General features: G+C 56.4%; 26 protein-coding genes and 1 pseudogene. 26 read left to right on the top strand and 1 reads right to left on the bottom strand.

Features of this window, described 5'->3' with window-relative positions:
• Positions 1-9 precede the first annotated feature (9 nt).
• From mtrB to ypjB, 26 genes and pseudogenes are all read left to right on the top strand, one after another.
• Positions 10-234 carry a trp RNA-binding attenuation protein MtrB gene (gene mtrB / locus NSQ51_RS10015; RefSeq protein ID WP_033013997.1) on the top strand — a complete coding sequence of 75 codons (225 nt, stop codon included), beginning with the start codon at positions 10-12 and terminating at the stop codon, positions 232-234.
• Positions 235-295: 61 nt separating this feature from the next.
• On the top strand, positions 296-1,126 hold the full coding sequence (locus NSQ51_RS10010; protein ID WP_049624818.1) for a heptaprenyl diphosphate synthase component 1: 831 nt from the start codon (positions 296-298) through the stop codon (positions 1,124-1,126).
• A 4-nt stretch (positions 1,127-1,130) separates the two neighbouring features.
• The gene (gene menG / locus NSQ51_RS10005) at positions 1,131-1,835 is read left to right on the top strand and encodes a demethylmenaquinone methyltransferase (RefSeq protein WP_033013998.1); all 705 of its coding nucleotides are present in this window, start codon (positions 1,131-1,133) and stop codon (positions 1,833-1,835) included.
• A gap of 15 nt (positions 1,836-1,850) precedes the next feature.
• Positions 1,851-2,813 carry a heptaprenyl diphosphate synthase component II gene (gene hepT, locus NSQ51_RS10000; protein WP_033009740.1) on the top strand — a complete coding sequence of 321 codons (963 nt, stop codon included), beginning with the start codon at positions 1,851-1,853 and terminating at the stop codon, positions 2,811-2,813.
• 98 nt (positions 2,814-2,911) lie between these two features.
• Positions 2,912-3,361 carry a nucleoside-diphosphate kinase gene (gene ndk, locus NSQ51_RS09995; RefSeq protein WP_033013999.1) on the top strand — a complete coding sequence of 150 codons (450 nt, stop codon included), beginning with the start codon at positions 2,912-2,914 and terminating at the stop codon, positions 3,359-3,361.
• 72 nt (positions 3,362-3,433) lie between these two features.
• Positions 3,434-4,204, top strand: coding sequence for a protein-glutamate O-methyltransferase CheR (locus tag NSQ51_RS09990; RefSeq protein ID WP_049624819.1), 771 nt, complete (start codon positions 3,434-3,436; stop codon positions 4,202-4,204).
• Positions 4,205-4,304: 100 nt separating this feature from the next.
• The gene (gene aroC / locus NSQ51_RS09985) at positions 4,305-5,471 is read left to right on the top strand and encodes a chorismate synthase (protein WP_033014001.1); all 1,167 of its coding nucleotides are present in this window, start codon (positions 4,305-4,307) and stop codon (positions 5,469-5,471) included.
• Between the two features lie 2 nt (positions 5,472-5,473).
• Positions 5,474-6,574 carry a 3-dehydroquinate synthase gene (aroB, locus tag NSQ51_RS09980; protein WP_033014002.1) on the top strand — a complete coding sequence of 367 codons (1,101 nt, stop codon included), beginning with the start codon at positions 5,474-5,476 and terminating at the stop codon, positions 6,572-6,574.
• On the top strand, positions 6,571-6,951 hold the full coding sequence (gene aroH, locus NSQ51_RS09975; RefSeq protein ID WP_033010070.1) for a chorismate mutase: 381 nt from the start codon (positions 6,571-6,573) through the stop codon (positions 6,949-6,951). The genes aroB and aroH overlap by 4 nt, the downstream gene beginning before the upstream one ends.
• Positions 6,952-7,181: 230 nt before the next feature.
• Positions 7,182-8,708 carry an anthranilate synthase component I gene (trpE, locus tag NSQ51_RS09970; RefSeq protein ID WP_049624820.1) on the top strand — a complete coding sequence of 509 codons (1,527 nt, stop codon included), beginning with the start codon at positions 7,182-7,184 and terminating at the stop codon, positions 8,706-8,708.
• A complete protein-coding gene (gene trpD / locus NSQ51_RS09965) occupies positions 8,702-9,721 on the top strand; it encodes an anthranilate phosphoribosyltransferase (protein WP_049624821.1) in 1,020 nt (339 codons plus the stop codon). The genes trpE and trpD overlap by 7 nt, the downstream gene beginning before the upstream one ends.
• Positions 9,714-10,490 (top strand): indole-3-glycerol phosphate synthase TrpC, encoded by a 777-nt coding sequence (trpC, locus tag NSQ51_RS09960; RefSeq protein ID WP_049624822.1) that lies wholly within the window; start codon positions 9,714-9,716, stop codon positions 10,488-10,490. Before trpD ends, trpC begins: the two co-directional genes overlap by 8 nt.
• A pseudogene (locus NSQ51_RS09955) lies at positions 10,477-11,100 on the top strand (phosphoribosylanthranilate isomerase); the annotation flags it as partial. The gene trpC and the pseudogene NSQ51_RS09955, both read left to right, overlap by 14 nt.
• Positions 11,101-11,209: 109 nt before the next feature.
• The gene (gene trpB / locus NSQ51_RS09950) at positions 11,210-12,424 is read left to right on the top strand and encodes a tryptophan synthase subunit beta (protein WP_121649935.1); all 1,215 of its coding nucleotides are present in this window, start codon (positions 11,210-11,212) and stop codon (positions 12,422-12,424) included.
• The gene (gene trpA, locus NSQ51_RS09945) at positions 12,405-13,214 is read left to right on the top strand and encodes a tryptophan synthase subunit alpha (RefSeq protein WP_049624824.1); all 810 of its coding nucleotides are present in this window, start codon (positions 12,405-12,407) and stop codon (positions 13,212-13,214) included. The genes trpB and trpA overlap by 20 nt, the downstream gene beginning before the upstream one ends.
• A 32-nt stretch (positions 13,215-13,246) precedes the next feature.
• Entirely contained in the window at positions 13,247-14,344 is a 1,098-nt protein-coding gene (hisC, locus tag NSQ51_RS09940) for a histidinol-phosphate transaminase (RefSeq protein ID WP_049624825.1), read from the top strand.
• Between the two features lie 89 nt (positions 14,345-14,433).
• Complete coding sequence (locus NSQ51_RS09935; protein WP_033014007.1) at positions 14,434-15,537, top strand: prephenate dehydrogenase; 1,104 nt, start codon at positions 14,434-14,436, stop codon at positions 15,535-15,537.
• Between the two features lie 28 nt (positions 15,538-15,565).
• Positions 15,566-16,855, top strand: a complete 1,290-nt coding sequence (gene aroA, locus NSQ51_RS09930) for a 3-phosphoshikimate 1-carboxyvinyltransferase (RefSeq protein ID WP_049626185.1) — start codon at positions 15,566-15,568, stop codon at positions 16,853-16,855.
• A gap of 329 nt (positions 16,856-17,184) precedes the next feature.
• Entirely contained in the window at positions 17,185-18,441 is a 1,257-nt protein-coding gene (locus tag NSQ51_RS09925) for a tetratricopeptide repeat protein (protein WP_033014009.1), read from the top strand.
• Between the two features lie 56 nt (positions 18,442-18,497).
• Positions 18,498-19,031 carry a ReoY family proteolytic degradation factor gene (locus NSQ51_RS09920; protein WP_033014010.1) on the top strand — a complete coding sequence of 178 codons (534 nt, stop codon included), beginning with the start codon at positions 18,498-18,500 and terminating at the stop codon, positions 19,029-19,031.
• A gap of 86 nt (positions 19,032-19,117) precedes the next feature.
• Positions 19,118-19,573, top strand: a complete 456-nt coding sequence (locus NSQ51_RS09915) for a YpiF family protein (RefSeq protein ID WP_033014011.1) — start codon at positions 19,118-19,120, stop codon at positions 19,571-19,573.
• Between the two features lie 145 nt (positions 19,574-19,718).
• The gene (locus NSQ51_RS09910) at positions 19,719-20,228 is read left to right on the top strand and encodes a ubiquinol-cytochrome c reductase iron-sulfur subunit (protein ID WP_033014012.1); all 510 of its coding nucleotides are present in this window, start codon (positions 19,719-19,721) and stop codon (positions 20,226-20,228) included.
• Positions 20,229-20,231: 3 nt separating this feature from the next.
• Positions 20,232-20,906: a menaquinol-cytochrome c reductase cytochrome b subunit gene (qcrB, locus tag NSQ51_RS09905; RefSeq protein WP_011231676.1), complete on the top strand. Its 675-nt coding sequence runs from the start codon at positions 20,232-20,234 to the stop codon at positions 20,904-20,906.
• Positions 20,907-20,955: 49 nt separating this feature from the next.
• The gene (locus NSQ51_RS09900) at positions 20,956-21,720 is read left to right on the top strand and encodes a menaquinol-cytochrome c reductase cytochrome b/c subunit (protein WP_121674091.1); all 765 of its coding nucleotides are present in this window, start codon (positions 20,956-20,958) and stop codon (positions 21,718-21,720) included.
• Between the two features lie 77 nt (positions 21,721-21,797).
• Complete coding sequence (locus NSQ51_RS09895; protein WP_121649933.1) at positions 21,798-22,421, top strand: DUF1405 domain-containing protein; 624 nt, start codon at positions 21,798-21,800, stop codon at positions 22,419-22,421.
• Positions 22,422-22,510: 89 nt separating this feature from the next.
• A complete protein-coding gene (ypjB, locus tag NSQ51_RS09890) occupies positions 22,511-23,299 on the top strand; it encodes a sporulation protein YpjB (protein ID WP_033014016.1) in 789 nt (262 codons plus the stop codon).
• Positions 23,300-23,414: 115 nt separating this feature from the next.
• Here ypjB and NSQ51_RS09885 read toward each other — a convergent pair whose 3' ends face one another.
• Entirely contained in the window at positions 23,415-24,287 is an 873-nt protein-coding gene (locus NSQ51_RS09885; protein WP_033014057.1) for a YitT family protein, read from the bottom strand.
• Positions 24,288-24,335 lie beyond the last annotated feature (48 nt).

The raw sequence follows: 24,335 nt of genomic DNA, 5'->3' as shown, positions 1-24,335 counted from the left end.
GGGGAAAGGATGTATACGAACAGCGACTTTGTTGTCATTAAAGCGCTTGAAGACGGAGTGAACGTCATTGGATTGACGCGCGGGGCGGATACACGGTTCCATCACTCGGAAAAGCTCGATAAAGGCGAAGTGTTGATCGCCCAGTTTACAGAGCACACGTCGGCGATTAAAGTGAGAGGCAAGGCGTATATTCAAACGCGCCATGGCGTCATTGAGTCGGAAGGGAAAAAGTAAGTTGGCAAATGTCTAGCAAACTAGAGCGTTTTCGACAAAATTATGTTATAATGAGTCCGTTATGGTGGTGCGGATATTTTCGGGGACAAGGGTGGTTCATGTGGATGACATCACGGTGAAATTGGCGTCATTGAAAGAACAAATTGAGCAGCTGCTCCATCACCCATATTTGCGCGAGCATTTGCCGGCGCCGGCGATCGATGAAGATCGCCTGCTGCTCTCGCTGTCAATGCTCGATGGCGCTTCAACGGCGCCGAGTGAGGCGGAGCGGTGCATCATCGCCATGATGCTCATGCAGATCGCCCTTGATACCCACGATGAGGTGACAGATGACGGCGGCGACTTGCGGGCGCGGCAGCTTGTCGTCCTGGCCGGCGACTTGTACAGCGGGCTGTACTATGAGTTGTTGGCGCGTTCGGGCGAAACGGCGCTCATCCGCTCGTTCGCCGAGGCGGTCCGCGATATTAACGAGCAAAAAGTGCGGCTTTACGAAAAAAAAGTAGAGCGGATCGAGTCGTTGTTTGCGGCGGTCGGCACGATCGAATCGGCGTTGCTTGTCAAGCTCGCCGACCGCATGGCGGCGCCGCAGTGGGGGCAGTTTGCCTATTCGTATTTGCTGATGCGGCGTCTGCTGCTCGAGCAGGAAGCGTTCATCCGCACGGGAGCTTCGGTGCTCTTTGAGCAAATGGCGCAAATCGCGTTCCCGCGCGCGAAAACGTTGACGAAAGAGCAAAAGCGGCATTTGCTCCGCTTTTGCCGCCGCTATATCGACGGCTGCCGGGAGGCGCTGTTTGCGGCGAAACTGCCGGTCAACGGCCTGCTGCAGCTCCGCGTGGCCGAGCTTTCCGGCGGGTTTCAAGCCATCGCCAAAAAGACGGTGGAAGAAGGGTAGAACGATGCATCAATCGAAAGAAGAGCGAGTCCATCGCGTATTTGAAAACATTTCTGCGCATTATGACCGGATGAACTCCGTCATCAGCTTCCGCCGCCACTTGAAGTGGCGCAAAGACGTGATGCGGCGGATGAATGTGCAAAAAGGCAAAAAAGCGCTCGATGTGTGCTGTGGGACGGCTGACTGGACGATCGCCTTGGCGGAGGCGGTCGGTCCGGAAGGGAAAGTGTACGGCCTTGATTTCAGCGAAAACATGCTGAAAGTCGGCGAACAGAAGGTAAAAGCGCGCGGGTTGCATAATGTGAAGCTCATTCACGGCAATGCGATGCAGCTGCCGTTTCCTGACAATTCGTTCGATTATGTGACGATCGGCTTCGGTTTGCGCAACGTCCCTGACTATATGACCGTGCTTAAGGAAATGCACCGGGTGACGAAGCCGGGCGGCATAACCGTCTGCCTGGAAACGTCGCAGCCGACGCTGTTCGGGTTTCGCCAGCTTTACTATTTTTACTTCCGGTTTATTATGCCGCTATTTGGCAAGCTGCTGGCGAAAAGCTATGAGGAGTACTCGTGGCTGCAGGAATCGGCGCGCGAGTTTCCGGGGCGGGACGAGCTGGCCGAGATGTTCCGCGCCGCCGGTTTTGTCGATGTCGAGGTCAAACCGTACACGTTTGGCGTGGCGGCGATGCACTTGGGCTATAAACGGTGAGTTAAGGTGAACAACATGAAGTTAAAGGCGATGTATTCGTTTTTAAGCGATGATTTAGCGGCGGTCGAAGAGGAGCTTGAGCGGGCGGTTCAGTCGGAATACGGGCCGCTTGGGGAAGCGGCGCTCCATCTGTTGCAGGCGGGCGGAAAGCGGATCCGTCCCGTTTTTGTCTTGCTTGCCGCCCGCTTCGGCCAATATGACCTTGAGCGGATGAAGCATGTTGCCGTTGCGCTCGAGCTCATTCATATGGCTTCGCTCGTCCACGACGATGTGATCGACGACGCCGATTTGCGCCGCGGCCGGCCGACGATCAAGGCGAAATGGAGCAACCGGTTCGCCATGTACACAGGGGATTATTTGTTTGCCCGCTCGCTCGAACGGATGGCGGAGCTCGGCAACCCGCGCGCCCATCAAGTGTTGGCGAAAACGATCGTGGAAGTGTGCCGCGGGGAAATTGAGCAAATTAAAGACAAGTACCGGTTTGATCAGCCGCTGCGCACGTATTTGCGGCGCATCCGTCGGAAAACGGCGCTGCTCATCGCCGCGAGCTGCCAGCTTGGCGCCCTCGCTGCCGGCGCGCCGGAGCCGATTGTGAAGCGGCTGTACTGGTTCGGCCATTATGTCGGCATGTCGTTTCAAATTACCGACGACATTCTCGATTTCACTGGGACGGAGGAACAGCTCGGCAAACCGGCCGGAAGCGACTTGCTACAAGGAAACGTCACCCTTCCTGTGCTGTATGCCTTGAGCGATGAGCGGGTGAAGGCGGCCATTGCAGCTGTCGGTCCGGAAACGGACGTTGCGGAAATGGCGGCGGTCATTTCCGCCATTAAGCGGACGGACGCCATTGAGCGGTCGTATGCGTTAAGCGACCGTTACCTTGACAAGGCGCTTCACCTTCTTGACGGACTGCCGATGAATGAGGCGCGCGGCCTGTTGCGCGACCTCGCCCTTTACATCGGGAAAAGGGATTATTAACGCTTTCAAGGACGTTGTTGCTAATGGCGCGAAACAATGATACTATGGTGGTTGGGAATCCGTTTCCTAGTACATACGACAGTAGGGGGGGAGAATGAATGGCAGAACGGACATTTTTAATGGTAAAGCCAGACGGGGTTCAGCGCAATTTGATCGGCGAAATTGTTTCGCGCTTTGAGAAAAAAGGCTTCCAGCTTGTTGGCGCGAAGCTGATGCAAGTGTCGCGCGAGCTGGCTGAGCAGCACTATGCCGAACATAAAGAGCGTCCGTTTTTCGGCGAGCTTGTCGACTTTATTACATCCGGACCGGTGTTTGCGATGGTGTGGGAGGGCGAAAATGTAATCGCCGCCGCCCGGCAAATGATGGGGAAAACGAACCCGCAGGAAGCCGCACCGGGCACGATTCGCGGCGACTTCGGCTTGACGGTCGGCAAAAACGTCATTCACGGCTCCGATTCGCCGCAAAGCGCGGAACGCGAGATCAACCTGTTTTTCAAAGAAGAAGAGCTTCTCAACTATACAAAATTGTTGAACGAATGGCTCTATTAACAAAAAGACCGGCCGCCCATCGGCCGGTTTTTGCCGTTTTTGTACATTGACAGGAGAGAGGAACAGGGGAAGATGGACGATTATGCGCAATTCATTGCTAAAGTGAAGCGAAAAACCGGCATTGACTTATCGCTATATAAGGAAGCCCAGATGAGGCGGCGTTTGGCGTCGTTGTACATGAAAAAAGGGCTAAAGAGCTTTGCCGAGCTGTTTGCAGCGATGGAAAAAGACTTGTCGCTCTGGCATGAATGTCTTGATCGGATGACGATCAACGTGTCCGAGTTTTATCGCAACGCCAAACGATGGGAGGTGCTTGAACGCGTCATTTTGCCGCGGCTGTTGACGAAACATCCGCGCCCGAACGTGTGGAGCGCCGCCTGCTCAACCGGCGAGGAGCCGTACACGCTCGCGATGGTGCTCGCAAAACGATTGCCGCTTCACCGCGTGTCGGTGTTGGCGACCGACATTGATGATAATGCGCTCGCCCGCGCGCGCCTCGGCTTGTACAGCGAACGGTCGCTTGTAGAGTTGCCCGAGGAAATGAGAAAAAAGTTTTTTACGAAAGAAGGCGAGTATTATAAAATAGACGAAAGGCTGAAACAAACGGTCAAGTTTCAAAAGCACAACTTGCTCGCGGATCCGTTTCCGCGCAACATGGATTTGATCGTTTGCCGCAACGTGCTCATTTATTTCACTGAAGAGGCGAAGCGGATGCTGTATCGGAAATTTCATGATGCGCTCCGGCCCGGGGGCGTGCTGTTTGTGGGGAGCACGGAGCAAATTTTTAACCCGTCCTTATACGGTTTCGAAGTCGAGGAGACGTTTTTTTATCGGAGAAAATAGCGGGTGCCGCGCTCTTTTTTTTACAGAAACTATTTTCATTTTTCAAATTTATGATATATTTTTACATAAACGCGTTAAAGAGCTGAAGGGAGAGACAAACATGCGCTACTTGACAGCAGGGGAGTCGCACGGGCCGCAATTGACGGCGATTTTGGAAGGAGTGCCGGCTGGGCTTGAGCTGCGCGCCGAGCATATCAACAAGGAGCTGGCGCGCCGGCAAAAAGGGTATGGGCGCGGGCGGCGCATGCAAATCGAAAAGGACGTGGTGAATATCACCGCCGGCGTCCGGCACGGGAAAACGCTCGGCTCGCCGATTGCGCTGGTTGTGGAAAACCGTGATTTTAAACATTGGCAAACGATTATGGCCGTTGAACCGATCGATGATGAAACGGAGATCAAACGAAAAGTGACGCGTCCGCGCCCGGGTCATGCCGATTTAAACGGCGCCCTGAAATACGGACATCGCGATATGCGCAATGTGCTTGAACGCTCATCGGCAAGGGAAACGACGGTGCGCGTGGCGGCCGGAGCGGTGGCGAAGCGCATTTTGGAGGAAGTGGGCATCCGCGTCGCCGGGCATGTCATCGAAATCGGCGGGGTGCGCGCCGAGAAGCTTGATTACCGCTCCCTGGAGGAATTGCAAAATGTGACAGAAGAGTCGCCGGTGCGCTGTTTTGATCCGGAAGCGGGACAAAAAATGATGGAAGCGATCGATTTGGCAAAGAAAAACGGTGATTCGATCGGCGGCATCGTCGAAGTGATTGTCGAAGGCGTTCCCGCCGGGGTCGGCAGCTACGTTCATTACGACCGGAAGCTCGATGCGAAAATCGCGGCGGCGATCGTCAGCATTAACGCCTTTAAAGGCGTCGAATTCGGGATCGGGTTTGAAGCGGCGCGCCGCCCGGGAAGCGAAGTGCACGACGAAATCATTTGGAGCCCGGAACAAGGCTTTTCGCGCCGGACGAACCGGGCGGGCGGCTTTGAAGGCGGGGTGACGACGGGAATGCCGATCGTCGTGCGCGGTGTAATGAAGCCGATTCCGACGCTGTACAAACCGCTGCAAAGCGTCGACATCGACACGAAAGAACCGTTTGCGGCAAGCATCGAGCGGTCGGACAGCTGCGCTGTGCCGGCGGCGAGCGTCGTCGCCGAAGCGGTCGTCGCCTGGGAAGTGGCGGCGGCGATCGTCAGCCAGTTCGGGCAAGACCGGATCGATTTGATTAAAGAAAACATCGAGCGCGCCCGCCGCTATGCAAAGGAGTTTTAACGATGATCGAACGGACGATTGAAACGGCGACGAAGCAATACCCGCTCCTCTTAGGCGACGGAGCGGTCCGCGCGTTGCCGTGCCTGCTTCGGGCGCTCTCCTGCCCGCCGGGGACGAAGATGTTGATCATCACCGACGATGTGGTGGCGCCTCTTTATTTGGATGAAGTGCGCGCCACGCTTGCCGCTGCCGGTTATGATGTGTATGCCTACATCATTCCAAACGGCGAGGCGGCGAAGTCGTTTGACAACTATTACGCCTGCCAGACGGCGGCTCTTCAGTGCGGCCTTGACCGCCGCTCGCTCATTGTCGCGCTTGGCGGCGGCGTCGTTGGCGATTTGGCCGGATTTGTGGCCGCCACCTATATGCGCGGCATCCGCTACATTCAAATGCCGACGACGCTTTTGGCCCACGACAGCGCCGTCGGCGGCAAAGTCGCCATCAATCATCCGCTTGGCAAAAATATGATCGGCGCTTTCCACCAGCCGGAAGCGGTCGTCTATGATACCGCCTTTTTGCGCACGCTGCCTGAGCGCGAGCTCCGTTCAGGATTTGCCGAGGTGATCAAACATGCGCTCATCCGCGACCGCCGCTTTTACGACTGGCTGCGCGCAGAAATCAAGACGCTCGCCGACTTGCAGGGCGGCAAGCTCGCCTATTGCATTGAAAAGGGCATTGATATTAAGGCGTCCGTCGTGCGTGAAGATGAAAAAGAAACCGGGGTGCGCGCCCATTTGAATTTCGGCCATACGCTCGGCCATGCGCTCGAGAGCGAGCTCGGCTACGGCGTGCTGACCCATGGGGAGGCGGTGGCGGTCGGCATGCTGTTTGCCATCTTGGTCAGCGAGCGGCTTTACGGCCGGTCATTTGCCGAGCACCGCTTTGCCGAATGGTTCGCTGCGTACGGCTTTCCGGTTTCGCTCCCCGACGGGCTGGCGCCTCACCGGTTGCTCGAGAAAATGAAAGGCGACAAAAAGGCGTACGCTGGGACGGTGCGGATGGTTCTTTTGCGTGAAATCGGCGATGTGGAAGTCGTGGAACTCGAAGATGACAAGCTGCTCGCGTGGCTGTGCGAGTTTGCTGGACAGGGGGGAGAGCGATGATCCGCGGCATTCGCGGGGCGATTACAGTGGAGCGAAACGAGGCCGGAGAAATTATAGCGGCAACGGAAACGTTGCTGCGCGAAATGGTCCGCGCCAACGATGTTGCCGCCCATGACGTTTCGTTCGTGCTCATTTCCGTCACTGACGACATCACGGCTGCGTTTCCGGCTCAAGCTTTGCGCCGCCTTGACGGCTGGACGTACGTGCCTGTCATGTGCACGCGAGAAATTCCAGTGCCCGGTTCGCTGCCGCGCTGCATCCGCGTCATGATGACGGTGGAGACAGACAAACGGCAAGATGAGATTTGCCACGTCTATTTAAAGGATGCAGCCATGCTGCGGCCGGATTTGTCGTTGACAAAAAAAACAGAAATGTAATATAGTTAAAATAACTTCTTTGCCCGCCGCCGGCGGGCTGCCAGAAGCCGAGCAAGAGCTGAGAACGAGTGCAGGGTAGATGAGAATGAGCGAGTTTAGCTGAGGTGAGCATTGGTTCCCTTTCGCTTGCATCTGCCCAAAGACGATGGTCTTTGGGCGTTTTCTTTCCCCATTTTCGCCTCATAAACTCTCATTCTCCGCCCGATGAATCAGAAAGGGAGGAGAAAGGGATGTCCATTGATCGGCTAGCCGCTTTTTTAGCGGATGCTCGCCAGTTTCGCACCATCCCGATCATGCGCAAATTTTTAGCCGATGTCATCGAACCGTTGCAAGTGTTTGCCAATTTGCGCGAGGAAGCGGTGTTTCTGCTTGAAAGCAAAGACGACGAATCGCCATGGGCGCGTTATTCGTTTATCGGCGTGGCCCCATTTTTGACGCTTGAGAGCGAGACAGGAGAAACGTTTTTGATCAAAGACGAGAACGGAAATGTCCAAATGACGGCGTCGACGTTGAAAGAAGCGTTTCAAGCGGTCGAGCGGGCGCTTTGCGTTAAGCCGCTCGCCGAAGCGGCGCCGTTTACGGGCGGCGCGGTCGGCTTTTTAGGCTATGATTTCATTTCCGCCATTGAAAAGGTGCCGCGCCATCGTGCCCCCGACCTAGCCATGAAAGCCGGGCATTTTGTGTTTTGCGAGTCGCTGTTCGCTTTTGATCACGAAAAACGCGAGCTGTCTCTCATTCATTATATCCGGTTGAAGGGTCATGAAACGATGCGGGAGAAAATCGCGATATACCGAGCCGCCGAAGAACGCATCGCCGCGCTGGCAGCGAAAGCGTCGCGCCCCCGGGCCGAACAGCCGCTGCTGCCGGCCGAAGACGAGGCCGAGCGGGCCGCCTTGTTCTCGAAAGCGTCGTCCAATTACGAAAAAGAGCAATTTTTGCGTGACGTCGAGGCGGTGAAACAGTATATTGCGGCCGGCGATGTATTTCAGGCGGTGCTGTCGCAGCGGTTCTCCGTCCCGGTGCAAGCGGGTGGGTTCGCCATTTATCGCATCTTGCGCCACATCAACCCGTCGCCGTACATGTTTTATTTTCGGCTTGACGGCATTGAAATTGTCGGTAGTTCGCCGGAAAAGCTCATCCAAGTGCGCAACCGGCGCGCCGAGATCGACCCGATCGCCGGAACAAGGCGGCGCGGACGCTCGCCGGCGGAGGATGAAAAGCTCGCCGACGAGCTGTACCATGACCCGAAAGAGCGGGCGGAGCATTATATGCTCGTCGATTTGGCGCGCAATGACATCGGCCGGGTGGCGAAGTACGGAACGGTCGAGGTGCCGGTGTTGATGGAAATCGGCAAGTTCTCTCATGTGATGCATTTAATTTCCAAAGTCGTCGGCGTGCTTGACGACGACATCCACCCGATCGACGCGCTCTTGGCTGCTTTTCCGGCTGGAACGGTGAGCGGGGCGCCCAAAGTGCGGGCGATGCAAATCTTGCAGGAGCTCGAGCCGACCGCCCGAGGATTGTACGCTGGAGCGATCGCGTACATCGGCTTTGACGGCAGCATTGATTCGTGCATCGCCATCCGGACGGCGGTCATTAAAGACGGTTATGCGTACGTGCAGGCCGGCGCCGGCATTGTCGCCGACTCGGTTCCGGAGCTTGAATGGAAAGAGACGCGCAACAAGGCGAGCGCCCTCATTTACGCCATCGAACAAGCGGAACGATTATTTGCGAAAGGGGAACAGATCGTATGTTAAAGCGGTTGCTTTCCAAATGCGCGGAAGGGGAAACATTGACGGAAGCGGAAGCGTACGAAGCCATGAATGCCGTGATGTCCGGCGAGGCGACGGACAGCCAGATTGCGAGTTTGGTATCCATCTTGCGCGTGCGCGGCGAGACGGTCGATGAGATCGCCGGGTTTGTGCGGGCGATGCGCGATCGGATGACCACGATCGACGCCGGCGATGACGTCATCGACACGTGCGGGACGGGCGGCGACGGGGCGGCGACGTTCAACGTCTCGACAGCGGCGGCCATTGTCGTTTCGTCGCTCGGGGTCAAAGTCGCCAAGCACGGCAATCGCGCCGTTTCCTCGAAAAGCGGAAGCGCCGATGTGCTCGAGCGGCTCGGCATCGACATTCCCGCGTCGCCTGAGGCCGCCAAACAGGCGCTCGAAACAAAAGGGTTGGCGTTTTTGTTCGCCCCCTTGTATCATGCGGCGATGAAATATGCTGCCGGCCCGCGGAAAGAGATCGGGTTTCGCACGATCTTCAATTTGATCGGCCCGCTGGCCAATCCGGCGCGTTGCAAGCGGCAAGTTATCGGCGTCTATTCGACCCGCTACGCCGAGAAGCTGGCGGAAACGATGCGCCGTCTCGGCTCTGAGCACGTGGTGTTTGTCACCGGCCGCGACGGGCTCGATGAGTGCAGCATCGCCGCTGAGACGGATGTTGTGGAACTGAAAGACGGTGACATTCGCCGTTTCGTCCTCACTCCGGAAAGCGTCGGCCTGCGGCGCGGCGGGCTCGCTGACGTGCAAGTGCGCAGTTCGGAGGAAAGCGCCGCACTGCTTGAAGCCGTCATGGACGGCACGGCGCCGGCGAGCGCGATCGATATCACCGCCCTCAACGCCGGCGTTGCGCTGTACGCAGCCGGCAAGGCGGAGACGATCGCCGCTGGGGTGGCGATGGCGAAAGACGCCATTTTGGTCAAAACGGCGTACGAGCAGCTACAGCGCCTGCGCCGAAAGGAAGTGGTCCACGGTGCTTGAGCAAATTTTGGCAACCAAACGGGAAGAACTCGAAACATTGACCATGCCAGAACCGCTGCCGGAGCCGAAGCGCCGGCCGTTCGCCGCGGCGCTCCGGCGGCCGCGGCGGGCGCTCGGTTTGATCGCTGAAGTGAAAAAGGCGTCGCCGTCAAAAGACCTCATTCGCGCCGATTTTGATCCGGCGGCCATCGCCAAAGCATACGAGCGCGCCGGAGCCGATGCGATCAGCGTGTTGACGGATGAACGTTACTTCCAGGGACACCGCAGCTATTTGCGCCTTGTGAAAGAAACGGTGGATATTCCGGTGCTGCGCAAAGATTTCATCATCGACCGCCGGCAAGTGGAAGAAAGCGCCCGGCTCGGGGCTGACGCGATTTTATTGATCGGCGAGGCGCTGGCGCCGGAAACGCTCGAGGCGCTTTACCGCGAGGCGTACGACATCGGGTTGGAATGCCTCGTCGAAGTGCACGCAAAAGAGACGCTCGAGCGGCTGCTTGACCGGTTCACTCCGGAAGTGATCGGCATTAACAACCGCGACTTGCATACGTTTGTGACGGCGCTTGAGGCGACAAAAGCGCTGGCGCCGCTTATTCCGCCGTCATGCGTTATCGTCAGCGAAAGCGGGATCAGCTCTTGGCGCGACGTCGAAACGGTCCGCTCGTACGGGGCGCAGGCGATGCTCGTCGGCGAGTCGCTCATGCGCCAGGCGGACGTCGAGCGGGCTGTCTACCGGCTGTTCGGGGAGGATGGCGGCCATGATCCGGCTTAAATATTGCGACAACCGCTCCGCCGAAGATGTGCGGGCCGCCTTGGCAAGCGGGGCGGACTACCTCGGGTTTATTTTTGCGGACAGCAAGCGGCGCGTCTCGCCTGCTGAGGTGAAGCGCTGGCTGGCGTCAGCGCCGCTTGGCGGCAAACAGCTCGTCGGGGTGTTTGTCAATGCCGCGGCGGAGCAGATTGCCGCTGTCACTGCTGAATTGCCGCTTCATATCATCCAATGCCATGGCCGCGAGACGCCAAATGAGGTGGCTGCTGTGAAAGAAGTGACACGGCGCGCTGTTTGGAAGGCGATCCATCACGACGATGGAGCGCTTGAGGCGATGAAGCAGTACGCTGGGGTGGCTGATGGCTATGTTGTCGACAGCCGCGTCGCCGGCTTGTGGGGCGGGACCGGCGTCGCGTTCGACTGGGAGGCGGTGCCACGCTATTTGGAAGAAGCGGCGCGCCAAGGCGTGCCCTGCTTCATCGCCGGCGGCGTCACACCGGACAATATTGAGCGACTGCTCCTCTACCGCCCGGATGGCATCGATATCAGCAGCGGCATTGAAACGGACGGGCGCAAAGATCCGAAAAAGATGAAACAGATTGAAGAAAAAATAACATATTGGGCTAAAGAAACAAAGGATGTTTTCGAAACCGCAGCGAACACATGCCCAGACAACGTTGGAGCATGTTTCACGTTTGGAAACAAGAAGGTGGGGATGAGTGATGGAACGCGTTCCGAATGAACATGGGCGGTTTGGCGATTTCGGCGGCAAGTTTATCCCGGAGACGCTCATGCTTCCGCTTGAGGAAATCGAAGCAGAGCTTGACAAAGCGCTGGCGGACGAATCGTTCAAACAAGAATATATCCGCATTTTGCAGCACTACTCCGGGCGGCCGACTCCGCTCACGTTCGCGCCGAATTTGACACGGCAGCTTGGCGGCGCGAAAATGTATTTAAAGCGCGAAGATTTAAACCATACCGGCGCCCATAAAATCAACAATGCCATCGGCCAGGCGCTTTTGGCGAAACGGATGGGCAAGAAAAAGCTGATCGCGGAAACCGGCGCCGGCCAACATGGGGTGGCGGCCGCGACCGTGGCGGCCCATTTCGGGATGGACTGCATCGTCTTTATGGGAGAGGAAGACATCAAGCGGCAAGAGTTGAACGTATTTCGCATGAAGCTGCTTGGCGCGGAAGTGGTGCCGGTCTCAAGCGGCAACCGGACGTTGAAAGACGCGACAAACGAGGCGATTCGCTATTGGGTCGCCCATTGCGACGACCATTTTTACATGATCGGCTCGGTGGTCGGCCCGCACCCGTACCCGAAAATGGTGCGCGAGTTTCAACGCATCATTGGCGATGAGGCGAAAGAGCAGTTTCTCGCCTGCGAAGGGAAGCTGCCCGATGTCATCGTCGCTTGCGTTGGCGGCGGCAGCAACGCCATCGGCATGTTTTACCCGTTTTTGCAAGATGACGTCCGCCTTGTCGGGGTGGAAGCCGCCGGCAAAGGCATTGACACCCCTTACCATGCCGCGACGATCACGAAAGGGACGAAAGGGGTCATCCACGGGGCGATGACGTACTTGCTGCAGGATGAGTACGGGCAAATTGTCGAGCCGTACTCGATCTCAGCCGGCCTCGATTACCCCGGCGTCGGTCCGGAGCATGCCTATTTAGCGAGCATCGGCCGCGTCCGCTACGAAAGCGTGACCGACGAGGAAGCGGTCGCGGCGTTTCGGCTGCTGGCGCAAACAGAAGGCATCATTCCGGCGATTGAGTCGGCCCATGCGGTGGCGAAAGCCGTGGAGCTCGCCCAAGCGATGTCGCCGGATGAAACGGTGCTCATTTGCCTGTCCGGCCGCAGCGATAAAGACGTGCAAACGATGATGCGCCATCTTGGCGCGAAAGAAGGTGAAGATGTTGCTGCTATCCGTTAATCCGCCGCTGTTTATTCCCTTTATTGTCGCCGGCGACCCGTCGCCTGAGGTGACGATGGATTTGGCCTTGGCGCTTGAGGAGGCCGGCGCCGATCTATTGGAGCTTGGCGTGCCGTACTCCGACCCGCTCGCCGACGGACCGACGATCCAGCGCGCCGCCGCCCGGGCGCTTGCCGGGAACATGACGTTGCCGAAAGCCATTCATCTCGTCGCCGAAATGCGAAAAAAGGGGGTAACCATTCCGATTATTCTCTTTACGTATTACAATCCTGTGTTACAATTAGGAGAAGAATCCTTTTTTGCTTTAGCGCGGGAAAATGGCGCCAACGGCGTGCTCATTCCCGATTTGCCGTTTGAAGAAAGCGGTCCGCTCCGCGAACTGGGCGAGCGGTTTGGCCTTCCGCTCATTTCGCTCGTCGCGCCGACGTCAAAGCAGCGGATTGAGCGGATCGCTTCGGCAGCGCAAGGGTTTTTGTATTGCGTTTCCTCGCTTGGCGTCACCGGTGTGCGCGAAACGTTGCCGGAGTCGCTTGGCGATTTTGTCAGTGAAGTCAAGCGGCATAGCCGTGTGCCGGTCGCTGTCGGGTTCGGCATCTCCACGCCCGAACAAGTGGCGATGCTGAAAGAGGTGTGCGATGGCGTCGTCATCGGCAGCGCCCTTGTGCAAAAAGTGGAACAGTTGGGGGAACGGCTGCTGGCGCCGGAAGAAAAAGAAGCGGCCATCGCCGAGTTTGCCGCCTACGCCCGCTCGCTCGCCGCGCCGCTTCACGCGCCGTGTTCTTTGCGCTAAAAGTTCCGATGATGAAGGAGTTGGCAACGCGAATGCAAGTGAAAGAGCAGCTTCGGGGACTTCCCCCATACCAGCCGGGAAAATCGATTGAGGAAGTGAAGCGGGAATACGGCCTTTCTGATATTATTAAACTAGCTTCCAATGAAAATCCGTATGGGTCGTCGCCGGCGGCCAAAGCGGCCATCGCCGCCGAGCTTGACCGTCTTGCCGTTTATCCGGACGGCTACGCCCGCACGCTGCGCGAAAAGGTGGCAACGCATCTTGGCGTCAAGGAAACGCAGCTTTTGTTTGGCAACGGCTCGGATGAAGTTGTGCAAATTTTTTGCCGCGCCTTTTTGGAGCCGGGCACGAATACGGTGATGGCGGCGCCGACATTTCCGCAATATCGCCATAACGCGGTCATCGAGCGGGCGGAAGTGCGCGAAGTGCCGCTTGTCGACGGGCGCCATAACTTAGAGGCGATGCTGTCTGCCATCGATGAACGGACGCGCCTCGTTTGGATTTGCAACCCGAACAACCCGACCGGCACGTATGTGAACGAAACGGAATTGCGCGCCTTTTTGGACCGCGTGCCGCCGCATGTGCTTGTCGTGTTGGATGAAGCGTATTATGAATACGTCACGGCTCCCGATTATCCACAGACGGTGCCGCTTTTAAATGAATACAGCCAGCTCGTGGTGATGCGCACGTTTTCAAAGGCGTACGGGCTCGCCGCGCTCCGTATCGGCTACGGCATCGCCAGCGAAGCGCTCATCCGCGCCGTTGAACCGGCGCGCGAGCCGTTTAACACGTCAACCGTCGCTCAAGCGGCCGCGGCGGCTGCGCTCGATGACCAGGCGTTCCTCCGCGCCTGCGTCGAACGAAACCGCGCCGAACTCGAGCGGTATTACCGCTTTTGCGACGAGCACGGCCTCAAGTACTATCCGTCGCAAACAAATTTTGTATTTATCGATTTCGGCATTGATGGCAATGAGGTGTTTCAATATTTGCTCGAGCGGGGCGTGATCGTCCGCTCCGGCCGGGCCCTCGGTTTGCCGACCGGTGTGCGCGTCACGATTGGCACGAAAGAGCAAAACGACCGAGTGTTTGAAACGATTGCCAGCATGCTGCGGGAAAAACAGCTCGCCTGACCGGCTTCGCGGCCGCCCAGGCGGAACGATGAGCCCGTTGCTTTTCAGAAGCAGCGGGCGTATGTTTACATACAAAGAAGGTGAGACCATTGGAAGGAAACGTGTTTATCGTCGGCCTCGGCTTAATCGGCGGGTCGATCGCCTTAGCCATTAAAAAGGCGCATCCAGCAGCAGTCGTCATCGGCTACGATGTCAACGGCCATCAGCTTGGTTTGGCGCGTTCGCTTAAGATGATTGACGAAACAGCTCGCACGCTTGAGGATGGGTTTGCCGCCGCGGATTTGATTGTTCTTGCCACTCCGGTCATGCAGACCGAATCGATTTTAGCCGCCATGCCGATTGAGCAGCTGAAGCGCGGTGCGATCGTCACCGATGTTGGCAGCACGAAGCAGCGCATCGTCCAAGGCGCGCGCCGTCTGTTGGAGGCGGGCGTGGCGTTTATCGGCGGCCATCCGATGGCCGGATCGCATAAAAGCGGGGTGGCGGCCGCCCGCGCCCATTTGTTTGAAAACGCCTTTTACATTTTGACGCCGACGGATGATGTGCCGCTCGAACGGGTGGAAACGCTAAAACAATGGCTTTCCGGGACGAAGGCGCAGTTTGTCGTGTTAACGCCGGAAGAGCATGACCGCATCACCGGGGTGATCAGCCATTTTCCGCACTTGATTGCCGCCAGCCTCGTCCATCAGGCGCGCGAGTACGAAAGCAAAAACGCTCTTGTCAGCCGGCTTGCGGCCGGCGGCTTTCGCGATATTACGCGCATTGCATCGAGCAATCCGGAAATGTGGCGCGATATTCTCATTCATAATAAACGCGAGATGCTCGCGCTGTTTGACCGCTGGATGGCGGAGATGGAGCGGCTGCGCTCGTTTGTCGAGGAAGAAAACAGCATCGCCATTTACCATTACTTTCTCGAAGCCAAGCAGTTTCGCGATGGGCTGCCGGCGCGGACGAAAGGAGCGATCCCGTCGTTTTACGATTTGTATGTCGATGTGCCGGACTACCCGGGCGTCATTTCCGAGGTGACCGGCTATTTGGCGCAGGAAAACATCAGCATTACTAACATTCGCATTATTGAGACGCGCGAAGAAATTTACGGGGTGCTCCGCCTCAGCTTCCAAAGCGAAGACGACCGGGCGCGGGCGAAGGCGTGCCTCGCTAAGCATACGAACTATGCGACATATGAAGGATAGCAACGAAAAAACAATGGAGGGATGTTGCATGCAGCTGCCAACGAACGTGTCATCGCTCCGGGGGACGCTTGAAGTGCCCGGCGACAAATCGATTTCCCACCGCGCCGTCATGCTTGGGGCGCTCGCTTCCGGCCGGACGGTCATCGATCACTTTTTGTCCGGCGCCGATTGTTTAAGCACGATCGATTGTTTCCGCCGCCTTGGCGTCGACATCCGCCGGGACGGGACGCATGTTGTGGTTGAAGGAGCGGGGCCGGGTGGGCTGCGTGAGCCAAGTGCTGTGCTTGATGTCGGCAACTCCGGCACCACGGCGCGCCTGCTTTTAGGTATTTTGGCCGGGCAGCCGTTTCACGCCTGTCTCATCGGCGATGAGTCGATCGCCAAGCGGCCGATGGCGCGAGTGACGAAGCCGCTTCGCGAAATGGGAGCGCACATTGACGGGCGCGATGGCGGGAATTATACGCCGCTTTCCATCCGCGGCGGTGCTCTTCGTCCGCTTCGCTACACCTCGCCGATCGCAAGTGCTCAAGTGAAATCGGCGATTTTGCTTGCCGGCTTGTTTGCCGACGGGGTGACGTCTGTGACCGAGCCGCACCGCTCGCGCGATCATACGGAGCGGATGGTTGGGCTGTTCGGCGGCGAGATGAAAGTGGATGGCTTGACCGTCTCGGTCGCCGGTCCGCAGCGTTTGCGCGGAACGCACGTTTACGTTCCCGGCGACATTTCCTCGGCCGCCTTTTTCCTTGCCGCAGGGGCCATTGTGCCGAACAGCGAAATTACGCTGAAAAACGTCGGCCTAAATCCGACGCGGACCGGCATTATTGACGTGCTCACACAAATGGGCGCTGAGATTGCAATTGAACATGTCCGCCATGAGGACACAGAGCCGGTCGGCGACATCACGGTCCGCACGTCGGCGCTTGGCGCCGTCGAAATTGGCGGCGACTTGATTCCAAGGTTGATCGATGAAATCCCCATCATCGCCTTGCTCGCGACGCAAGCCGAGGGGACGACGGTCATTAAAGACGCCAGTGAATTGAAAGTAAAAGAGACGAACCGAATCGATACAGTTGTTACGGAGCTGAAAAAGTTCGGCGCCGATATTGAAGCGACCGATGACGGCATGATCATCCGCGGCAAAACGCCGCTCGCGGCCGATGGGATCGTCGTAGACAGCCATGGCGACCACCGGATCGGCATGATGCTCGCCATCGCCGCCTGCTGCGCCAAAGGCATGGTCCGTCTTGAGCGTCCGGAGGCGGTCGCTGTCTCGTACCCGGCGTTTTTCTCTGATTTGCGCTCTTTAGTAAACGGGTGAGAACGAACGTCCAAGGATGGAGCGAAAGCGGGAGTGAACCCGCCGGCTGTTGATGCCCCCGCCCCAAGCGGGCGGGCGGTCATATTTTGCATTGTCCGTTCATATGTTGTCAATAAGAGGAATAATTGGCGCTGCTTTTTGAAAGCGGATACATTACCCAACAGCTGGTGCAGCGCGGTTGGCGAGCGGATCGGTTGCCGAAACGGCGATTGTCGATTATGATAAAACATGTTCCCGTTGTGCCGGTACATACCAATGCGGACAGCGAGGGCGGGAAGCGCCGCCCTGTCAGGCAACCTACTTGTCGTTGTAAGAGAGGTTTCGAAACCATGACACGTGTTGAACAAATCATTCGTCTAGTGGAAAACGGAAATGTTGACGAAGCGTTGGCGCTTGTGCCAAAAGTGAAAAAGTACAGCAGTGATGAGGAAAAATATACGCTGGCCGACTGTCTATACTCATGGGGGATGCTCGAGGAGGCAAAAGAGCTGCTCGAGGAACTGGCCAGCCGCTATCCGGACGATGGCGACGTCCGTCTGTTTTTGGCGGAAGTGTATACCGAGCTTGAAGCTGAAGACGAAGCGCTCGCCATTTTGATGGACATCAGCGAAGACGATCCGCAATTCGTCCGGGCGTGCCTGCTTGCGGCGGACCTGTATGAAATGCAAGGGCTGACCGAAGTCAGCGAACGGAAGCTAAAACAAGCGTACGAGAAAGCGCCGGATGAACCAGTCGTGCAATTCGCCTTAGCGGAGTTGTACTTTTCGCTCGGCGAGTACGCCAAAAGCGTGCCGCTTTATGAACAAGTGAGGAAAACGAACCGGGAGATCGCCGGCGTTTTGGTCGCTGAACGGCTCGCCGAGTCGCTCAGCCGCATCGGGGAGTTTGAGGCGGCGCTTCCGCACTATGAGGCGGCGCTTAACGAAAAAACGGACAGCCGGACGCTGTTCGCCTATGGGTTCACCGCCTTGCAGGCCGGCTATACGCAAACGGCCATTGACAAGCTTGGCGCCTTAAAAGAGCTTGATCCTGACTATGCTCCGCTTTACTTATATTTGGCCAAAGCGTATGAACAGGAAGGACAGCTTCAAAAAAGCTACGAAACGGTGCGGGAAGGCATCAGCATCGATGAATGGAACAAAGAGCTCCGCCTGTATGCCGGCAAGCTCGCGCTGAAACTGAACAAACCGGCCGAAGCGGAAGAGCAATTGCAAAAGGCGCTTGAAATCGACAATGGCTATGTCGAGGCGCTGACGGTGTTATCGGCGCTTTGGCTTCATGAGCAACGCTATGAGGACGTCGTGTCGCTCCTCGAGCGGGCGATGGCCGACGGCGAGTATGATCCGCAGTTTGAGTGGGATTTAGGGCGCGCCAAACACCGGTTGGAGCTGTATGATGATGCATTAAACCATTACGCCGAGGCATATAATTTCTTTAAGCATAACGTCGATTTTCTCGAAGAGTACGGATATTTTCTCATCGAAGAAGGAAATCGGGCCGCAGCGAGAGAAATATTTCAACAAATTGTTGCTCTCGACCCAAGCCATACGGAAGCGGCCGAGATGCTGCTTGAGCTCGAGGAGTAGGGGAGAAGCGGTGATCGAACCTCTTTCTTGGAAACCGATCGAGGGGGAAGCGCACAATGACGCACGTATCCGTCAATGAAAAAAAAGAATTCATCCGTTGGTTTTTAAGCCACTATCAGTTGAAACGGCGCGAATGCGTCTGGATTTTAAACTATTTGATGAGCCACGACCAATTGATGCAAAAGGTGCACTTTGTCGAGAACGCCCAATATTGCCCGCGCGGCATCGTGATGTCGACCCATTGCGTGGATGACGTGCCGTTTCGCTTCTACAAAGGGAATGTGATGACAACCGATGCAGAGAAATCGTTCCATGACATCCGTTTAAACCGCGACGAAGATATTTACATTCAACTGAATTTCCGCGCTTCTTTTCATTCGCCGCAATATGTCGCCGTGCTTGAGGAAAATCCGCACGCGCCCAAACAGGCGCAAGTGAGCGAAAACGACCAGCGCCTCGCCGAGCAGTTTTTGGAACGCTCCATTTACGAATTCCGGCGCGGGCGGCTCATGAAGCTGATTGACGAGGCGCTCGACCGCCATGATGAAGAGGCGTTCCGCCGCCTGACCGATGAATTAAACAAATTGTAAAAACCTTGCCGCCGGCAAGGTTTTTCTTTTGTCGAAAAATATGGTATGGTGATAAGGAACGAACTTTATGGCAAAGGGGAGTAACGATGAAATGGACAAGCGGGGACGTCGCCATCTACGAAAAAGAGCGCGACTACATTGATACGGCACTCGTTCCGCTTTTGCCGGTGGCCATCGACCAAAGAGCGAGGCGGCTCGCCTCGGGCGGGGAGCTCGTCGGGCTTGTGGCCGCCGAGGCTGAGCGGCAGCTGAGAGGCCGTGTGTTTTTGCTGCCGGCGTTTGTGTATTTTGCCGATGAGCCGCGGCCATCGCTGGCAGAGCGGCTGGCGGGCTGGACAAGCCGGCTTGGACAGGAGGGGATGAAGCATGTGTTTTACGTGACGTGTGACCCGGCGTGGCAAGAGGGTGAAGAAGCTGACCGCGTTTGGCTCGTTCCGGACGTTCCGCTCGAGAACATGGAGGAATCGTACAGGCACGAACTCGTCAAGGAGCAGGCGGCTGAGCTGATCCGCTTTTTCGTCAGCTGCTGGACAAAAAGGTAAGCTGGGCAAAGTCCGACGTTTTGCCGCCTGCGATATTGACCTTGTCTAGCAATTGAGCTATCATTAGAATGTCCTAGTTTTTTATATGTTGTTATACATACAATCGTCTGGTGCGGACTTGATTTTGCATAGAGGGGGGAAGACGATGAGCGACAACAAACATCGTGTAACGAGACGTCAGTTTTTAAACTACACGCTGACCGGCGTCGGCGGTTTTATGGCGGCAGGAATGCTGATGCCGATGCTCCGTTTTGCTTTCGATCCGGTCTTGAAGGATGAAGCAGGGACGGAGATGGTCGCGGTGGCGGACGTCAAAGAAATTACGACCGAACCGAAGCGCTTCGACTTTAAAGTGAAGGTGAAAGACGCTTGGTACGAGTCGGAAGAGCCGAAATCAGCTTGGGTGTACAAGGATGAAAAGGGGGACATTATCGCCCTGTCGCCGATTTGCAAACACCTTGGCTGTACGGTTGACTGGAACACGGATAAAGAGCATCCGAACCATTTTTTCTGTCCATGCCACTACGGTCTCTACACGAAAGACGGCACGAACGTTCCGGGGACGCCGCCGCAAGCGCCGCTTGACCGTTACGAGTACAAAGTTAAAGACGGAAAGCTGTATTTAGGCAAGGCGAAACCAAGAAAGGAGGCGTAATGCGTGTTAAACAAGCTGTATGACTGGGTTGATGAACGCTTAGATATTACGCCTTTATGGCGGGATATCGCCGATCACGAAGTTCCGGAGCACGTCAACCCGGCCCACCATTTTTCCGCCTTTGTCTATTGTTTCGGCGGACTGACGTTTTTTGTCACGGTCATTCAAATTTTGTCGGGCATGTTTTTGACGATGTACTACGTCCCGGATATTAAAAACGCATGGGAATCGGTGTATTATTTGCAAAACGAAGTAGCGTTCGGCCAAATTGTGCGCGGCATGCACCACTGGGGGGCGAGCCTTGTCATCGTCATGATGTTCTTACATACGTTGCGCGTCTTTTTCCAAGGGGCGTATAAAAAGCCGCGCGAGATGAACTGGATCGTCGGCGTATTGATCTTTATGGTGATGATGGGTCTTGGCTTTACCGGTTACTTGTTGCCATGGGATATGAAAGCGCTGTTCGCGACGAAAGTCGGTTTGCAAATCGCGGAGGCGACGCCGCTTATCGGTCCGGCGATCAAAACGCTGTTGGCTGGAGATCCGGAAATTGTCGGCGCGCAAACGTTGACGCGCTTTTTTGCCATTCACGTCTTCTTCTTGCCGGCCGCTTTGCTCGGCTTAATGGCAGCGCACTTTTTAATGATTCGTAGACAAGGCATTTCCGGTCCGCTATGATCGGTCGGCCCGCGTTTCGAGGCGATAGAAAAAAGGAGGGAATCACGCAATGCATCGCGGAAAAGGAATGAAATTCGTCGGCGATTCCCGTGTTCCCGCGGTAAGAAAACCGAATATTCCGAAGGACTATTCAGAATATCCCGGGAAAACGGAAGTGTTTTGGCCGAACTTCCTGCTCAAGGAATGGTTGGTCGGTTCGGTCTTTCTCGTCGGTTTCTTATGCTTGACGGTCGCCCACCCGTCGCCGCTTGAGCGGATCGCTGACCCGACGGACACGACGTACGTGCCGCTGTCTGACTGGTATTTCTTGTTCTTATACCAATTGCTCAAATACTCGTATGCGTCCGGTCCGTATACGGTTATCGGTGCGATCGTCATGCCGGGGCTGGCGTTTGCCGCTTTGCTGCTGGCGCCGTTTTTGGATCGCGGTCCGGAGCGCCGTCCTTGGAAGCGCCCGGTGGCAACCGGCATGATGTTGTTGGCGCTCGCTTCTATTGTTTATTTGACATGGGAGGCGGTCGTTACACACGACTGGAAAAAAGCAGCTGAGCAAGGGAAAATTCGCGCGGAAGTGGAAATTGATACGAACGCGGAAGGCTATAAAATCGCCCAAGCGAACACATGTACATCGTGTCACGGACAAAACTTGTCCGGCGGCGCCGGCCCGTCGCTCATCGGCACCGGCTTGACGCCGGAAGAGATCGCGAAGATCGCCAAAGAAGGGAAAGGCAACATGCCAGGTGGCATTTTTAAAGGCACGGATGAAGAGCTGAAAAAAATGGCGGAATTCATCGCCGGCTTAAAAGCGGAATAATTCGTTCGGCACGGAAAGCTGACTCGCGTTAGTCAGCTTTTTTCGTGCTAACATGAAACCGAGGCGAGGTGCAGATGATGGCATGGCTTTATGCAATATTGGCCGCCCGGCCGGTTGTTTGGTTGCTGTTGTTCGTGAATGCCGCCGGCACCGTTTACGGCTATTATTGGTACCGCTATCAACTTGCGGAGACGCCGCCCGTCTTTTTGCCGTTTGTTCCCGACAGCCCGACGGCGAGCCTTTTTTTTGTGCTCGTCCTCGCCGCTTGGCTGCTGGGCCGATCCTCGCCGCTGTTTGTGGCGCTCGCGTTGGTGACGCTTGTCAAATACGGGATTTGGGCCGTCGTCATGAACGTGCTCGTTTGGCGCGTCACGGGGACGCTCGATTGGGCTGGCTGGATGCTCGTTGTGTCGCACGGGGCGATGGCGGTCGAAGGCGCACTGTACGCTTCGTTTTATCGATTTCGCTCCGTCCATCTCGCCTTGGCGGCGGTTTGGACGCTGCATAACGATGTCATCGATTACGTGTTTGGCATGATGCCTCGTTACCATATGTTGGAACGATACGCCGATCAAATTGGCTATTTTACCTTTTGGTTGAGCATGGCTTCCATTGCCGCTGCGTATTGGCTTGGCATCCGCGTGCGGCGGCAGCCGCTTTTGCCAGGCGGCCGCATCGATTTCCGTCCGAAAGCGGAATAGAAAATTCAGCCGCGTTTTGATGGCGGTTCCTTGGTCTACTCTTGTCCACTCCTTCATACATTGTAGTAATGAATGAGGGAGGGACGATGATGAAACGAATCGGGCTGGCCATGTTGTTATCGTTCATCTTTTTATGGCCAGCGCTCGTTGGCGCGGCCGGACGACCAAGCGGTTGGGAGCAGCTGGACGATATTTCCGACGAGGCGCTGCAGTTAGGGAAAAACGAGCGTTTTGCCGAAGCAAAAGAGGTGCTCCTCTATTTTTCTGAACGATTTTTTGCCCTTGAGGCGAAAAAACGGTTGAAAACGGCCGATGAGCTGCGGGCGGTGACTGTCACGCACGAACATGCCGTCAAAGCCATGACAGCGCCGATTCCAGACGAGGGCAAGGTCGCTGCTCTTACACAGTTCCGCCTTGTCGTCGATGCTGTTCACTCCACCTATCAACCGCTCTGGTCCGAGATGGAACCCGCCGTCATGGAGGCGTTTGCCGTGATGGAACAGGCGGCGGAGCGCGGAGAGAGGAAGGCGTATGCGGCTGCCCTTCGCCAGTTTATGGATCGCTATGCCTTGATTGAGCCGAGCGTGAAAATCGATGTGCCTCCGGAAGAAGCGAAAAAGGTCGACCATGACCTCGAAGTGCTGCAAGGCGCTTCGTTTTGGCGGCTTGGCCAAAGCGAGCAGCGCGAGCAGCTTGCTGCCGCGCGCCGCAATATAGAAGCGTTGTTTGACGGGGTGAAAAAGGACGAAGCCGACCCGTCGCTCATTTGGGTCATGATTTCGACCGGTGGAATGATCGTCTTAACGTTGACGTATGTCGGCTGGCGGAAGTACAGAGGAGAAAAAGAGGCGAAGCGGGCGCGGCAGCCGGAAGAATAGGAGCCGGCTTGCTTTCAAGAGGGGGAATGGTTTCCCCCTCTTTTTTATTTTGACGGCTGCGCGGCACCTGGCAAGCCGGGCATGCCCCGAGATGTTGAGGACAGGGACTTAGTCCTTATTGCTCCAGCGGCCGCTTGTGCTCATCGAGCGTAAACCCTTCGCCGAGCACGTCGTGCACATCGGTGACCGCGACAAAGGCGTGCGGATCGACGGACATAATGACGCTTTTGAGGCGGGGCAATTCGTTTTTGGCCACGACGCAATACAGCACGTCACGGTCGCGTTTCGTATACGAGCCGCGCCCTTTGAGCACAGTGACGCCGCGCTCCATCTCTGTCAAGATCCGGTTGGCGATCTCTTCGCTTTTTTCTGAGATGATGGTCGCCCCTTTTGCCGCATAGCCGCCTTCCTGCAGAAAATCAATGACCCGGGCGGCGATAAAGACGGCGACCAACGTATACATCGCCTCGCGGTATGACAGGTAAAGAAGAAGCGACAACGTGATGACGGCGGCGTCAAAGGCAAACATCGTTTTGCCCATGCTGATGCCTTTGTATTTATGGACGAGGCGGGCGATAATGTCGACGCCGCCGGTTGTGCCGCCGTAGCGGAAAATAATGCCGAGGCCGACGCCGATAAACACGCCGGCAAACAGCGCTGCCAGCGTCATGTCGTGACGGAGCGGCATATGGATCATGTAGCGTTGGAAGATCGATAAAAAAATGGAAACCGCGACCGTGCCGATGACAGTATAAAGAAACGTCTGGCGGCCGAGCAACCTCCAACCGATCAAAAAGAGCGGAATATTGAGCGCCAGGTTGGTGATGGCCGGATCAAAACCAAACAAAAAATAAAGAAGAAGCGTAATGCCGGTGAAGCCGCCTTCCGCCAAGTTGTTTTGCATGTTGAAATGGACGAGCCCAAAGGCAAAAATGGCAGCGCCGAGCAAAATAAACAAACTGTTTTTGATCTTTAAGCCGAAAACCATATCGTCCCTCCGTCCGCAAAAATAGTCGGCGTCTTCATTATAGAGGAA

This window comes from Geobacillus sp. FSL K6-0789 (assembly GCF_038593135.1).
Taxonomy (GTDB): Bacteria; Bacillota; Bacilli; order Bacillales; family Anoxybacillaceae; genus Geobacillus; species Geobacillus stearothermophilus.
Note: the sequence above shows the minus strand (reverse complement) of the source record. Positions and strands in the feature narration are given on the sequence as shown.